Annotated in this window: 9 protein-coding genes; 8 read left to right on the top strand and 1 reads right to left on the bottom strand. The window is 48.5% G+C overall.

Features of this window, described 5'->3' with window-relative positions; all coding sequences use genetic code 11:
* The first annotated feature begins 7 nt into the window (after positions 1-7).
* From pilQ to NK638_RS04505, 7 genes are all read left to right on the top strand, one after another.
* Entirely contained in the window at positions 8-2,380 is a 2,373-nt protein-coding gene (pilQ, locus tag NK638_RS04535) for a type IV pilus secretin PilQ family protein (protein WP_274632112.1), read from the top strand.
* Positions 2,381-2,538: 158 nt separating this feature from the next.
* The gene (locus NK638_RS04530) at positions 2,539-3,156 is read left to right on the top strand and encodes a shikimate kinase (protein ID WP_274632111.1); all 618 of its coding nucleotides are present in this window, start codon (positions 2,539-2,541) and stop codon (positions 3,154-3,156) included.
* 72 nt (positions 3,157-3,228) lie between these two features.
* A complete protein-coding gene (gene aroB / locus NK638_RS04525; protein WP_274632110.1) occupies positions 3,229-4,335 on the top strand; it encodes a 3-dehydroquinate synthase in 1,107 nt (368 codons plus the stop codon).
* A 130-nt stretch (positions 4,336-4,465) separates the two neighbouring features.
* On the top strand, positions 4,466-5,602 hold the full coding sequence (locus NK638_RS04520; protein ID WP_274632109.1) for a hypothetical protein: 1,137 nt from the start codon (positions 4,466-4,468) through the stop codon (positions 5,600-5,602).
* Between the two features lie 915 nt (positions 5,603-6,517).
* Complete coding sequence (gltB, locus tag NK638_RS04515) at positions 6,518-10,981, top strand: glutamate synthase large subunit (RefSeq protein ID WP_274632108.1); 4,464 nt, start codon at positions 6,518-6,520, stop codon at positions 10,979-10,981.
* Positions 10,982-11,125: 144 nt separating this feature from the next.
* Positions 11,126-12,547, top strand: a complete 1,422-nt coding sequence (locus NK638_RS04510; RefSeq protein WP_274632107.1) for an FAD-dependent oxidoreductase — start codon at positions 11,126-11,128, stop codon at positions 12,545-12,547.
* Positions 12,548-12,752: 205 nt separating this feature from the next.
* Positions 12,753-13,964, top strand: coding sequence for an FUSC family protein (locus tag NK638_RS04505; RefSeq protein ID WP_274632106.1), 1,212 nt, complete (start codon positions 12,753-12,755; stop codon positions 13,962-13,964).
* Between the two features lie 73 nt (positions 13,965-14,037).
* Here the strand turns inward: NK638_RS04505 and NK638_RS04500 are convergent, their stop codons facing one another.
* Positions 14,038-15,198: an ABC transporter substrate-binding protein gene (locus NK638_RS04500; RefSeq protein ID WP_274632105.1), complete on the bottom strand. Its 1,161-nt coding sequence runs from the start codon at positions 15,196-15,198 to the stop codon at positions 14,038-14,040.
* A gap of 266 nt (positions 15,199-15,464) precedes the next feature.
* Between NK638_RS04500 and NK638_RS04495 the strand changes: the two genes are divergently transcribed.
* Positions 15,465-15,728, top strand: coding sequence for a hypothetical protein (locus NK638_RS04495; RefSeq protein ID WP_075100341.1), 264 nt, complete (start codon positions 15,465-15,467; stop codon positions 15,726-15,728).
* Positions 15,729-15,878 lie beyond the last annotated feature (150 nt).

Here is a 15,878-nt window from a genome sequence, read left to right as displayed (position 1 = left end):
ATAAATAATGACAGTACGCAACAACAAGGTAATGACGATGAGTAACCGCGTATCTTCTGCTTTTGCCGTTTCAGCATTGGCAGTCAGTATGGTAGCAGTGAGTAACCATGCCCAAGCTGCCCAGCGTATCAATAACGTCTCTGTGGTACAAACTGCGCCAGCTGTGACGCAAATGCGCTTGAGCTTTGCCGGTGCGCCAGTATTGCCTGCAGCCTATCAGCTAGATGATCCAAGCCGTTTGGTACTAGATTTTGAACAAGTGCAAAATGGGCTGGCTAGCCGATTTAACGAATACAACATCGGCATGGTCAATGATGTCACGACACTAAGCAGCGACAGCACCACGCGTCTCATTGTGGGTCTCAAGCAAGCAGGCAACTATACCACAGCGGTCGATGGTAATGATTTGCTGCTGACCATCACTGACCCTAGCCGCCCCGTGGTTAATCAGCCCGTCGTTAATCAAGTAATCACCAATGATCCTGTGCAAGATGTGCTGAATAACAGTAGTGGCATGACAACCACAGCAGTTGTCACCCCCATTGTAGAAACCAGTAGCGCTCCTGTTGCGGCCGTCAATAGCACTAATACTACGGTGGTCAAAAATCAAGTGCCCGCAGATACGATGGTGGTTCGGGTCAATCCGCTATTGGATCCACAGCTTGCCGCCTCACAAGTGAGTAAGCAATATAGCTATGAAGGCCTAACCGCCGTCAATTTTGCTGCAGGTAGCGATGGTGGTGGTAATATCAGTATCGCTTTGGCCAATGAAGCCATTCCAGTAGATGTACAACGTCAAGGCAATAAGCTGGTCGTCCGTTTGACAGGCAGTACGGTGCCTAGAAACTTGCTGCGTCGTCTAAATATCAATAGCGGTTTGGTTAGTAGTATTGATACCAAAAACCAAGGTCAAAATGGTGTCATCACCATCAATATGAACGACGACTATGAGTATCAAGCGTACCAGTCAGGCAATCAGCTAAATATCAGCATCAGTAAGCCTGAGCTACTGCGTGAGCCGACGCTCGAAGAAAGGGTCTATAGCGGTGAGCCACTGTCTATGGAATTCCAAGATGTCGAGATCCGCAGCGTCTTAGATATTTTGGCGCAGTTTACCGAGATGAATATCGTGGCAAGTGATTCGGTTGCAGGTAACATCACGTTGCGCCTAATCAACGTGCCTTGGGATCAAGCGCTTGATATTATTTTAAAGAGTAAAAATCTGGGCAAACGTGAAAACGGCAATGTGATTTTGGTCGCGCCGGCGACAGAGCTTGCAGAGCAAGAAGCACGTGAGCTTGAAGCGCAGCAAGCGGTTGAATCTTTTGCACCGTTACGTACAGAATACATCCGCTTAAGCTATGCTAAAGCGCAAGATGTTCTGACATTGATTTCTCAAGGCAGCGGCTCTTCTGGTGGTAGCTCAAACCGTGTCGACGACAATAACTCTTTGTTGTCAAATCGCGGCACCGTCACTGTGGATGAGCGTACCAATACCTTGATTGTCAAAGATGTGGCAGACAGCATTGAAAACATTCATAAACTGATCAGCAAAATCGATATTCCGGTGCGTCAGGTGATGATCGAGGCGCGTATTGTCAGTGCGACCGACAGCTTTAGTAAAGAGATCGGTGTTCGTTGGGGTATCTTGTCAAATGGTGCGGCCAATAACCGTAACTTATTGGTGGGTGGCAGTAACCAGACATTGTGGGATTTAAAAGAATTTGATGTAGAAACCACCACTGTCAACGGCCAGACGGTCTCGTATCCCTCTTATGACATCACGCGCCCTGATAACCTAAACGTCGATTTGGGTGTGGCCAACCCAGCGGGTAGTATTGCCTTTGGTTTGCTCAGTATGTCAGATGTGATGCTCGACCTTGAGCTATCAGCGCTGCAAGCGGACAATCGCGGTGAAGTCATCTCGACGCCGAAGATTTTGACCGCGGATAAACAAACCGCAAAGGTGTCATCTGGGACTCAGATTCCGTATCAAGAGGCCTCAGCCAGTGGCGCGACCACCACCAGCTTTAAAGAAGCGGCGCTGAGCTTGGAGGCCACTCCAAACATCACCCCGGATGGTAAAATTGGCCTACAACTCCTAATCACCAATGGCACACCGACCATCATCAACAATCAGGTCGCCATCGCTGAAGACTCAATCTCAACCAACGTTATCATCGAAGATGGCCAGACCGTGGTCTTAGGTGGCGTGTTCAAAAACCGTACCAGTAACGGCGTGGATAAAGTGCCTTTCTTAGGGGATTTGCCGTATATTGGCCGCGCCTTCCGCAAAGATGTGCGTAGTAATGCCAAAGAAGAACTATTAATCTTTGTCACACCAAAACTCATCAATGATGGTACCAGCCGCTTGAATTAATCACAGATTGACCTACTTTAAAAAAGCGAGCCTGAGTGCTTGCTTTTTTTATGAGTCAGCCGAAAGATGGATGAGATTTTGCGGACAATTATCGCGGCTCGTTACTAGCCAGAATATCAATGACGTTGTATCATAGCTAATTTAGCTGAGTAAGTACTATGGTGGAGGAATTGCCGTCGGTGTTTTTAGTGGGGCCGATGGGAGCAGGGAAAACGACAATCGGTAAACTGCTGGCTAAGCAGCTAGGACGTGAGTTTTTGGATAGTGACTGGTATATCGAGTCGCAAACAGGTGCCGATATTGCGTGGATCTTTGTCAAAGAAGGTGAAGCAGGCTTTCGCGAGCGTGAGACACGCGCCATCGATGAGTTGACCCAAAAACCGCAAATTGTATTGGCAACTGGTGGCGGTGCGGTCATGTCTGCCGAAAATCGCGCATTTTTGCACCAGCGTGGCATCGTCGTCTATCTCAATGCCCCCGTTACCGAAAATCGCGCATTTTTGCACCAGCGTGGCATCGTCGTCTATCTCAATGCCCCCGTTGATGTGCAAATGGCGCGTACGGCAAAAGACAAGTCGCGACCATTGCTACAGCAGCCCAACCCCAAGCAGATATTGCAGGATCTCTACAGCATCCGTGATCCGCTATATCGTCAAGTGGCGCATATCATCATGCCAACTGGCCATACTTATCCGCGTTATATGGTCAATCAACTTTTGCAGCAGCTGGCATCGTTTGATATGTCTGCCATTACCGCCCCCAATAACCGAAGCTAACTGTATAGATACTGTATAGATGACGGACAGTCAGCTGCTCATCGCTTATGACCACTATTTAAGGAGTACTTCATGGCCACGCCACAGTTTTTTGAGGGTTTAACCGTTCAGACACAAAGCCATGATTATCCCATTATTATCACTGAAGACGCGGGCAAAAATGGCAGTATGGCGCAGCAAGTGGCGCCTTATATCACGGGCCGTCAGGTTTTAATCGTCACCAATGAGACGGTTGCGCCTTTATACCTATCTGCATTTGAACAAGCGCTGGCCGCGCGTTTTGCTGTGAGAGTCTGCGTGCTGCCAGATGGTGAGCAGTATAAAAACCAAGACAGTATCAATCAGATTTATGATGCATTGATGGATGCCCATTTCAACCGTGACGTGACGCTCATCGCCTTAGGTGGCGGCGTCATTGGCGATATGACAGGCTTTGCGGCGGCAAGTTTTATGCGCGGCGTGAATTTTATCCAGATACCAACGACATTGCTGTCACAAGTAGACTCTAGTGTCGGCGGCAAAACAGGCATCAATCATGCACAAGGCAAAAACATGATTGGTGCTTTTTGGCAACCGCAAATGGTATTGGCTGATATGAGTACACTCAAAACCTTGCCCGCTCGTGAGCTCTCAGCAGGGCTGGCAGAGGTCATCAAGTACGCCCTTATCATGGATGTCGGTTTTTTGCAGTGGCTGGAGAGCAATCTGCCTGCCATGATGGCGCTGGATTTAGCCGTGCTTGGTGAGGCAGTAAAACGCTGCTGTCAATATAAAGCCGATATCGTGGCCCAAGACGAGCGCGAGTCAGGTGTGCGTGCCTTGCTTAACTTTGGCCATACTTTTGGTCATGTGATCGAGACGCATCAAGGCTACGGCAACTGGCTACACGGCGAGGCTGTGGCGGCAGGTATGGTACAGGCCGCCGAGCTTTCGCAAAAAATGGGCTGGCTAAGTAATGAGGAGGTGGCGCGTGTTAAGCATGTGTTGACCTTGGCAAACCTGCCCATCTATCCGCCTGCGATCGCGGTGGACACTGCGCTTGATCTGATGGGCCATGATAAAAAAGTGAAACACGGACAAATCCGCCTGATTTTGTTAAAATCACTGGGTGAGGCGGTATTGACCAATGACTTTGATGCCACGCTATTAACCGACGTGCTGGCCGCACACAGTACGTAAGATACTGATTTTACAATCATAAGCGTTTGGTGAAGACAATGTGCGTTTAGCGCCTAACGTGACCGCTGGCATTTATTTCAACGAGTCTTCATGTTGCATTCTTAACCCTATTTTCACCAAGGATACTCTCATGGCAGCACCAAGATCGACGACGCGTAGCGCAAGCCAAGCATATCGCCGCCAAGCATTGATTTGGCTGGTAGCGACGTTGCTACTTGGCGTGGTTACCGCTTTGGTTTGGATGTTTAGTCAGACCCCAGCGATGGGTGCCAAAATCGAAAACGCACCGATAAACACGCCGCAGCCGCTTAGTGCTGAGCTTGAGCAGCCGCTCACCATAGAATCCTTGCATGAGCTGGATACGGATGTGCAGCCGCTCAGCTTTGATGCGACCATTCGCGATTTGCGCAGCTATCCTGATGAGTTCAAAGACAAGCGCTATTTGCTAGCAAACAAGGGCAAATGGACAGTGCAGGTGATGAATGTCGCCGAAAACGACGTCATCGTCAGCTATCTAGAAAGCCGTGATGATCGCAAAAAGTTTGCGTATTTTCGCTATTTAGATGACGAAAACCAAGCGCGTTATATGCTAACTTATGGGCTGATGAGCAGTCCGCAAGAAGCGGTTGGCGCCTCAAAACTGGTGGACTTTAAATTACCGGCTGATGTCCGCGTGTTGCCAGAAGAAATCAATCGCTATATCGGTATCATCGATAATTATGAGCGCCCCGATCCCATAAAAGATTTGAGCAATAGGCGAACGCGCGCGGTTGATTTGCGCCCGACCAAGCGCGAAGTACCAGTGCGTCAACCTGCCGATGACAGCAACGACGTCGATGAAACACGGCGTGCACCGAGTAGCAGTGAGACCAGTATTCGCCAGTCTATCGACACCTCTGAGACCTTATCTGTCACTGAGGAGCGTATCATAGGCGGTGAAGAGCAGTCGTCTGTGACCGCAGGCAACGAAGAGTCGAGTAACAAACCTGCGGACAATCAAAAACCGGTAGCGGCAGGCGGTGATAGTAGCAATAAGAAGCTACCAGTCGTGCCAACGCCGAAGCCACCAAGTAGTAGCAGTGGGGCAAATGCGAGCGCAAACAATGCGGCAAATAGCGGTGTCAATAACGCCAGCAATAAAAGCACCAACCAAGGTGTAGCTAAAAACAACAACGCTGCCAAAAATGACAATGCTACAAAAACTGACAATGCGACCAAAAATAACGGCGACAGTATTAAAGAGCTGATTGAAGAAAAAAGCAATTAAGTTGCGTCTGATGATTTGATCAGAGTCATAGCCGTAGCGATAGTAATAAAGCCCATTAGCAAAGATGCTGGTGGGTTTTTTTTGGCAGGTGTTTTGTGTATCAAGTGACAGTTGTTATTTTCTCCAGTAACCGCTTTTGCTTTGATTTTCTACTATCTTAGTTGCATGAACCATGGCTTAAATGATGGCTGAAACCTGCCTTTATATGCGTTTTTATCTGCTATTTTTCGTCGTTGTATAACCATTAGTAATACGTTCTCTTACAAAATATGGGTGATGAATAGATAGAAAAGACTAGATTTTTTGCCAATCATTAACTAATATAACGGTGGGCGACGTTCTGTATAGTTATCGTAAATAACTATTTATTGAGCATTCGGTGAGTGCTTGCATCAAATTTACAAGACGCTTTGCTACTGTTTGTTGTCCCAAGCGCCGCCATTTTTATTTGCATTTATACGCTAATAAATGGCGCAGCCTTCCTTACGGTCGCTCTTGTTAGAGTGAATAAAGCGCTTAAATACAGAGCGTCAAATATTCAATATAAATCATCGCACCGTTACACTACCTAGCCAATATAATCATAGCGTTCGGTAATACACGGTGACAAGCGATACTCCAGTTAACAATAGCATGTGATTGAGAACTGAGTAACTGGCAGATAAAACGATTTTTATCTGATTGCCAAGATCTATTACTTACTGTCTATTCATACATTAATTATCTGTTCAGACATCATTAATGACTAGGAGGGTCAAGGTGCTAACCTGATTCTCAGAGTATGATGAATAAGAATGTCACATCAATTATTAATTCGGATATACGGATATTAATTATTAGCCCGTTCTGCCTACGGATAGCCGTTTATGCTCCGCATTGGATGATAAGCGACCCGTTCACTTAAAAGGACTAGCCATGTCAATGATTTCCTCCCATACGCATTTGGCCACGCCAGATGATTTCTCTGATAACTGTGGTTTTGGTTTGATCGCTCACATTGAGGGTGAGGCCAGCCATGATTTGGTAAAAACAGCCATTCATAGCTTAAGCTGTATGACGCACCGTGGCGGTGTTGCTGCTGATGGTAAGACGGGTGACGGCTGTGGTCTATTGTTGGCAACGCCGACCAAGTTTTTTCAAAAAATTGCCGCCGAGCTGCAGTTTGATATTACTGATAACTTTGCGGTGGGCATGGTCTTTGTCAATCTCGACGCTGCTAAAGCAAAATACAGCCAGCAAATACTCTCTGAAGAGATTACTGCACAAGGTTTGGATGTGGCGGGCTGGCGTAATGTGCCACTTGATTTGACGATTGTCGGTGACATAGGCCGTGAGACATTGCCTGATTTTAAGCAAGTGTTTGTCAATGCGCCTGATGATTTATCAGCAGATGATTTTAATCGTAAGCTGTTTGTCGCGCGCAAAAAAGCCGAGCAACGTTTGGCAGACGATGAGTTGTTTTATGTGTGCTCGTTGAGCGCTCAGACGATTATCTATAAAGGGTTGGTGATGCCGTCTGACTTGCCAGCGTTCTTTTTGGATCTGCAAGATGAGCGCCTGGCCTCACATATTGTGGTATTCCACCAGCGTTTTTCTACCAATACCTTACCGCGCTGGCCGCTTGCGCAGCCGTTTCGCTATCTGGCGCACAATGGTGAGCTAAATACCATCACGGGCAACCGTAACTGGTCGGAGGCACGAACCCCAAAACTCAAATCGGACAAACTGCCCAACCTAAATGAGCTAACGCCACTGGTCAATCGTACAGGCTCGGATTCTTCAAGTTTGGATAATATGCTTGAGGTGCTGATGTCTGGTGGCATGAGCCTGTTTCATGCCATGTCGATACTTGTGCCACCTGCTTGGCAAAATGTCGATAGCATGGACATGGATTTGCGCGCGTTTTATGAGTTTTATTCGCAGCATATGGAGGCATGGGATGGGCCAGCGGGTCTGGTGATTCAAGACGGGCGCTATGCGGTGTGCATGCTTGATCGCAATGGCTTGCGCCCATCGCGCTGGGTGACGACGAAGAATGGCTACATTACGGTCGCCTCTGAGGTGGGTGTTTGGGATTATGCACCAAAAGATGTACTGGCAAAAGGCCGCGTCGGTCCCGGTCAAATGCTGGTCATCGATACCATGACTGGCCAGATCTTAGATACCAAAGCCATAGCGACCTTACTAAAAAAAGCGCACCCGTATCGCAAATGGCTACGCGAAGAAGCGACTCGTATCCGTGATGACGAGCGCCTAGAAGAGCAGCTGGCGGCGCAGGCCTGCCGCGGCGAGCCGCTCAAGGCCCTACAAAAGATGTATCACATCACCAATGAAGAACGCACCGAAATCATCCGTCCTAATGCCGAAAATGGTCAAGAGCCAGTGGGCTCGATGGGCGATGACACACCAATGGCAGTGCTGTCGCAGCAAATTCGTCATGTCGGCGATTTTTTTCGTCAGCAGTTCGCGCAGGTGACCAACCCACCGATTGACCCATTACGTGAGTCAATCGTGATGTCACTACAGACGTGTCTCGGCGCTGAAACCAATGTGTTTGCACCATCTGCGCGCGATGCACACCGTATTATTTTATCCTCACCGGTATTGTCAGCCAGCAAAATGCAGCAGCTTGAGCGCTTAGACGACTCAGCGTTTCAGATGGCGCGTATTGATTTAAATTATGATCGCACCCTTGAGCTGTCAGAAGCCATCACTGCTATCTGTGAGCAAGTGGCAAGCAGTATTCGCGCCGGCCATACGCTGATTGTATTGTCTGACAAAAACATCGTCGCCGACAAAGTCCCTGCCAATGCCATCATGGTGACAGGGGCAGTGCATCATTATCTGATCGCCCAAGGTATCCGCACCGATGCCAATCTCATCATCGAGACGGGGCTGGCGCGTGACTCGCATCAGGTGGCGGTATTAATTGGCTTTGGCGCCACCTGCGTCTATCCATATTTGGCTTATGATGTCATCGATGACTTGGTTGCGACTGGTGAGTTGCTTGGTGACCCAATTCAAGCCCGCGTCAATTTCCGTAAAGGCTTGGATAAAGGTTTGCTAAAAATCTTATCAAAAATGGGTATCTCAACCATCGTTTCTTATCGCGGTGCACAACTATTTGAAGCGGTTGGTCTCTCAGAAGAAGTGGTAAACCTATGCTTTAAAGGTGTGCAAAGCCGTATCAAAGGCGCCACCTTTGCCGATCTGGCAGCAGATCAGGCCATACTCGCGGCCAACGCCTTTAAGCGCCGTGCGCCCCTTGATCAAGGTGGTTTGCTCAAGTTTGTCTTTAACAAAGAGTATCACGCCTTTAATCCTGATGTGATTAATAGCCTGCACACCGCTGTACGGACAGGCGATTATGACAATTATCGTCATTATGCCGACTTGGTTAATAGTCGCCCTGTAGCAACCTTGCGGGACTTGTTGCAACTAAAGACAGATAACTCAATTGACGTGAATGAGGTCGAAGACATCTCGGCTATCTTGACACGCTTTGATTCGGCGGGCATGTCGCTTGGCGCTCTATCACCAGAAGCACATGAAGCGATCGCCATGGCGATGAATACCATCGGTGGCCGCTCAAACTCAGGAGAGGGCGGCGAAGATCCGGTACGCTATGGCACGCTGCGCAATTCAAAAATCAAACAAGTGGCTTCTGGTCGTTTTGGTGTCACGCCTGCGTACTTGCGCTCAGCAGAAGTCATGCAGATCAAGGTCGCTCAGGGTGCAAAACCAGGGGAGGGTGGACAGCTGCCAGGTGGTAAGGTCAATGCGCTGATCGCGCGCCTGCGTTACTCTGTACCAGGGGTGACACTCATCTCACCGCCGCCGCATCATGATATTTATTCTATCGAAGACTTGGCGCAGCTGATTTTTGACTTAAAACAAGTCAATCCCGATGCCTTGGTCTCGGTGAAGCTGGTCTCACGTCCAGGCGTTGGCACCATCGCGACAGGCGTGGCCAAGGCCTATGCCGACTTAATCACCATCTCAGGCTATGATGGCGGTACGGCAGCGTCACCACTGTCTTCTATCCATCATGCAGGCTCACCGTGGGAGCTGGGCTTGGCAGAGACGCATCAGTCGCTACGCGTCAATGGCCTGCGCGATAAAGTGCGGGTACAAACGGACGGCGGACTCAAGACAGGCCTTGATGTGGTAAAAGCCGCTATCCTTGGTGCAGAAAGCTTTGGTTTTGGTACCACGCCGATGATTGCGGTGGGCTGTAAATACTTGCGTATCTGCCATCTAAACAACTGCCCGACAGGCGTTGCTACCCAAAAAGCCAAGTTGCGTGACGAGCACTTCATCGGTGAAGCGGAGATGCTCATTAACTTCTTTAAGTTTGTGGCGACGGAAACACGTGAATGGCTTGCCGCCCTTGGCGTACGTAGTATGGAAGAGCTGGTCGGACGTACTGACTTGCTCGAGGTGTTAGAAGGCAATACTGCAAAGCAGCGTCACCTCGACTTAACGCCACTCTTGTTTAGTCATCCAGCCAGCGTTGGCAACGCGCAAACGTGTCAGGTAGAGCGTAATGAGCCATTTGATAAGGGCTTGCTCGCTGAGCAGATGGTCAGTGATATGCTGCTTAATATTCGTCAAGGTACAGGCGGTGATTATAGCTATGCAATCGGCAACTGCGATCGCTCAATCGGCGCGCGTATCTCCGGTGAGATCGCTCAAGTCTGGGGCAATCTTGGTATGAGTGATATGCCAATCAAGCTGCATCTAACGGGCACAGCAGGGCAGAGCTTGGGTGTGTGGAATGCAGGCGGCCTAAATATCGAGCTAGAAGGCGATGCCAATGACTATGTCGGTAAAGGTATGGCTGGTGGCGAGATCGTTATCTATCCGCCAAAGGGTGCCAGTTTTAGTACCCAAGAGACCGCCATTATCGGTAATACTTGCCTTTATGGTGCGACAGGCGGTAAGTTATATGCGGCAGGCACCGCAGGCGAGCGCTTTGGCGTACGTAACTCAGGGGCGCACGCGGTGATAGAGGGCACAGGCGATCACTGCTGTGAATATATGACCGGCGGCGTGGTGACCATCCTTGGACGGACAGGGCTGAATTTTGGCGCAGGGATGACCGGTGGCTTTGCTTACGTGCTCGACATGGATGGCGACTTTTTTGATCGCTGCAATCACGAGCTGATTGATTTAAACCGTATCTCCAGCGAGCAAACCGAAGAGCACCGCATTTATTTGCAGCAAGTGATAGAAAACCACGTAGATAAAACAGGCAGCGCTTGGGGCCAGACGATATTGGCTGACTTTGAGCACTATGTGCGCAAATTTTACTTGGTCAAGCCCAAAGCGGCGAATATTGCCAGTCTCCTAAAAACCACCATGGCTGATCCACAGTAGTCGGGTATAGGGTATAAGAGACGTTTTAATACATTGGTTTTTTCGCAGGTCGGTGCCCGCAGTGACATATATCAGATGGACTGACAGTGTGTCGCAGCGGCTCCCCACCCACGATAAAAGCCACCTAGAGAAGAGACAGTTATCATGGCAAAACGCTTAAAAAATAGTTTTCAGTTTTTAGATGTACCACGGTTTGATCCTGCCAAAAAAGACATAGCCACCCGCTCGACAGAGTTTGTTGAGATTTATAAGCCGTTTGAGAGCGAGGCGGTGGCGCAGCAAGCCCATCGTTGTCTTGAGTGCGGCAACCCTTATTGTGAGTGGAAATGCCCAGTACATAACTACATTCCTAATTGGCTAAAGCTAGCCACCGAAGGCCAAATCTTTCAGGCAGCAGAGCTGTGTCATCGTACCAATACTTTGCCTGAAGTATGCGGCCGCGTTTGCCCTCAAGACCGCTTGTGCGAAGGCGCTTGTACGCTAAACGATGGTTTTGGCGCGGTGACCATCGGTAATGTTGAAAAATATATCAACGATACCGCTTTTGCCTTAGGCTGGCGACCTGATATGTCGGATGTGGTTTGGACAGACAAAAAAGTTGCCATCATTGGGGCTGGGCCGGCAGGTCTTGGCTGCGCTGATATCTTGGTAAGAAATGGCGTCAAGCCTGTGGTTTTTGACAAGCGTCCTGAGATTGGCGGCCTACTAACCTTTGGTATCCCAGAGTTTAAGATGGAAAAAGACGTCATGCGCAATCGCCGCGTGATTTTTGAAGGCATGGGTATTGAGTTTCGCCTCGAGACCGAAATCGGTACAGACGTCACTATCGATGAGCTGTTGAGCGAGTACGACGCGGTGTTTATGGGAATGGGCACTTATACCTATATGCGCGGCGGCTTTGTAGGCGAAGAGCTCGACGGCGTTTATGACGCTCTAGATTATCTGATTGCCAACGTCAATCGCTGCAATGATTGGGAAAAAGATGCTGAAGAGTACATCGACTTTAAAGGCAAAAGAGTCGTGGTACTGGGCGGTGGCGATACGGCGATGGACTGCAACCGTACCAGCATTCGCCAAGGCGCTGAGCAAGTCGTCTGTGCCTATCGCCGTGATGAAGAAAACATGCCAGGCTCACGCCGCGAGGTGGTCAATGCGCGCGAGGAAGGAGTGGAGTTTTTGTTCAACCGTCAGCCGACCGAAATCATCGGCCTAAATGGTAAGGTCAATGGCGTCAAGGTCGTCACCACACAACTGGGCGCGCCAGACAATCGTGGCCGTCGTCGTCCTGAGCCGATTCCAAATTCAGAAGAGATCATTGAGTGTGATGCGGTGATTATGGCCTTTGGTTTTCGTCCTAGCCCTGCCGACTGGTTTGAGAGTCAGCAAGTGAGTATGGATAGCTCGGGCCGCGTGCTAGCGCTCGAGCAGCAGACATTTAAATTTCAAACCAGCAATCCCAAAATCTTTGCAGGTGGCGATATGGTGCGCGGCTCGGACTTAGTTGTCACGGCTATTTGGGAAGGCCGTGAAGCGGCGGAAGGTATCTTAGACTTTTTAGAAGTGTAATTACCTCGATTTAGATTCCACGATTTATTAGTGGTTTGTAATGTAAACGTCTTTTGTCTTTTATCAGACAAAAGGCGTTTTTTTTGAGTGATGCTTGGTAAATAAAAGCTCGACTGCTAGCATGTTTGTGCGTACCCTATATGCTTTATCGTTTACCTCATTTATCCACTAAAACTCGTTTATTTACTAAAAAGAGTAGCCTGGCGTGAAATCAACCTTTTACCAGCGTGTTACTGCTCCATTCATCGAGCCTTATATTCGTTATCAACGTGCAGATGTGTTACATGCTTGTCGTCTGGGAGTGGCTGTCATACTGGCGCTATTAGTCAATAAAGTCACAAACCTGCCGCATGGTGAGTGGACCACCATTACGGTTTTTATTATTTTAGGATTGTTACAGTATCAAGGCGCTATCTATACCAAAGCCAAAGAGCGTGTGTTGGGCACGCTACTAGGTATTGGCACAGCATTAGGGGTGTTGTGGTTCAATCAAAATGTAGGGGCATGGCTATGGATCGATTATGCACTTATCGGTATATTAAGCGGCATTATTGGCTATCTGGCCGTTCGTAAGCTTGGCTACACAGGGCTGCTGACGGGTATTACGATGTTAATGATTGTCTCCGATCTAGGCAATAGTAGTATTGGTCAAGACGGCATTTACCGTGCGCTCAATATCTTGCTAGGGACAGGGGTGGCGGTCGCAGTCACACTCATTTTGCCGCTAAAATCAACGCTGATGTGGCGATTTCTATTGAGTAGCAATCTTGATGCTTGTAGCAGCTTATATGCAAGCGTTGGCCATCATATTGATGCAGCGGACGGAGCGGCGGGCAACACGACCCATAAATCAAATCCAGTGGCTTTTTCAGTTGAAGAAATACCTGTTGATAGAGCGTTGGTCACCACATTACAACAGATCAATAAGCGCCTACTGGCTGTGCGTCCACATATCGCTGCGACCGCAAGTGAGTCGGGGATCGAAAAAGAGACGCTGGAGACCATCCAGCGCACCCACCGTAATATTATCGGGACGATTGATTTGCTGCTCAGTGCAGCGCCGCGCTTGGCAAATATTGAAATCGATGAGGAGAACCATGTTTTATTGGTTCATTATCAGCATGAGTTGACGCAAGCGATGCAGCATATGGCTGCGGTGCTACGTAGTCCCAGTGATGAAGTGTTTCGTCCCATTACGCGTATTGCCGTCTCAGAGTATCCAAGCGTACAGCGTTTAGCGTTTGAGTGGCAGGGATACTTTTGGTTGACCCAAACCTTACAGACTCAGTTGCAACAGTTGAGCGACTTGTTACAAACGACTAAACCGCAGTGGTTTGCAGCCTCAGGTCTTCGCTATCAGCGCCGTGAGCAACGCCGCATCGAGGACAAAGGCGGTGAGACGGATTTGCATTTATAATATAAAAAACGCTGATCTTAGATCAGCGTTTTTATTTTTGAACTACTAGGATTAAGCGATTACGTCATGGCTATTAACGGCCTGTTTTTAGCTTATCCCAATACTGCTGATACACTTGCAATGCTTCATCACCCACATCTTCTTGGAATTCTGCTTTTGCCAGTACGTCTTTAGAAGGGTAAATCGCCGGATTGTTGCGAATGCTTTCATCCATCAGCTCACGCGCGGCTATGTTTGGTGACGCATAGCCAATCTCTTCACTGACGATTTTGGCGTTTTCGGGGCGAAGCAGGTAGTCGATAAACTTATGCGCGGCATCCACTTGCTTGGCATTTTTGGGAATGACAAAGTTATCCATCCACAGTATCGCACCCTCAGATGGATATTTATAAACCAAGCTGGTCAAGCCTTCATCATTGGCCATGACCGCTTCGCCATTCCACGTCATACCAAGCGTCGTCTCCCCTTCGATATAGGGCATACGCGTGGCATCTGAGTTAAAGGTTTTGACATTTGGCATCAACGTGGTGAGCTTGTCATAAGCGGCTTTTATTTCCTCAGGATTGCTGCTGTTGCCTGAGTAGCCGAGGGTTAGTAGTGCCATACCAAAGACTTCGCGCACGTCATTGGTCAGCATCACTTGACCTTTGTATTTCGGGTCCCACAGATCATTCCAACTATTGACCGTTGCAGGGTCGACGCTATCACCATTGATGGCAAGACCTGTACTGCCCCACATATAAGGAATCGAGTACTTATTGTCTGGATCGACCTTGGTATTGGTAAATGATGTATCAAGGTTGTTAAAGTTGCTTAATTTTGATTTATCGAGCTCTTGCAACAATCCTTCTTTGGCCATTTTTTCGACATAGTACGTCGATGGAATCGCCAAGTCGTATTGGCTAGAGTCATCGAGTAGCTTGAGCTTGGCGTACATCGCTTCGTTGGAGTCAAAAGTGGTGTAATTGACGGCGATACCGGTCTCTTCTTCAAAGCCATCGAGAATCTCTTGAGGCATATACTCTGACCAGTTATACAGATTAAGCGTCTCATTGCTTGCGTCAGCACTGCCATCCGCTGCTGCATTGTCAGAGCTACTACAGCTGGCAAGTACCAAGCCGACTGCCATAGCAAGCAAGGCTTTTGGCGCAGTCTTTGTCACGGCCGTAGGCAATAGGCGACCGATGCCGGCCACAGAGCGGGCAGGCGCTTGGGATGATGATACGTGTGTCAAAATATCTCTCCTAAATAATAAAGTCAAATCAATAAAACGGCATAAAAACGGGCGTATACAAAGCACTAAACGCTGCATACGGTGATTGATACTATTATGACCATTAGTGTTACTGATTTAAAGGGTCGGCGCAAAGAGATTTTGACCGCGCCTACCGTCACCATAAAAAGTACAACAAAACCAACTAAGGTGATGCTGTCGTTTCAGGGTATGTTACTGAGCAAGTCATTAAAAAACCAAATATATGTGTAAGAGTAGGAGAAAGCATGAATAACCGTAACCGTGCCGGCGTGATTGCTGCCATCATTGGTATCATCGTTTTTATGGCGATGTTTAACTCAGGCTCACCGACGCCTATCGTCAATTGGCCGGTAGAAACCTACATGGGGATGGCCTTTACCATTGGTTGGCTGAGCAGCGTGCCGAATTGGTTGGCTTATGTGCTGGCGGCGCTGGTGCTGATTTTACTGGTGATTGGGCTTTATAAAATAGGCGGCTGGATTTATGGTCTGCTAGCGCGCACGCGTTAATAGCAGTACTGCAAAAGCGAGAGATTAGAGATATTCTAATCTCTCGCTTTTTTGTTTTTGGTTTACTTGTATTAGGGCGTGTCCTCAATTCAATTGATAGCCATCTAAATGGGCTAAAAATGGCTAAATCTGGCCAAACGGTGTCAAATA

This window comes from Psychrobacter sp. A3, assembly GCF_028823565.1.
Taxonomy (GTDB): Bacteria; Pseudomonadota; Gammaproteobacteria; order Pseudomonadales; family Moraxellaceae; genus Psychrobacter; species Psychrobacter celer.
This window is presented reverse-complemented; position numbering and strand designations above follow the sequence as displayed.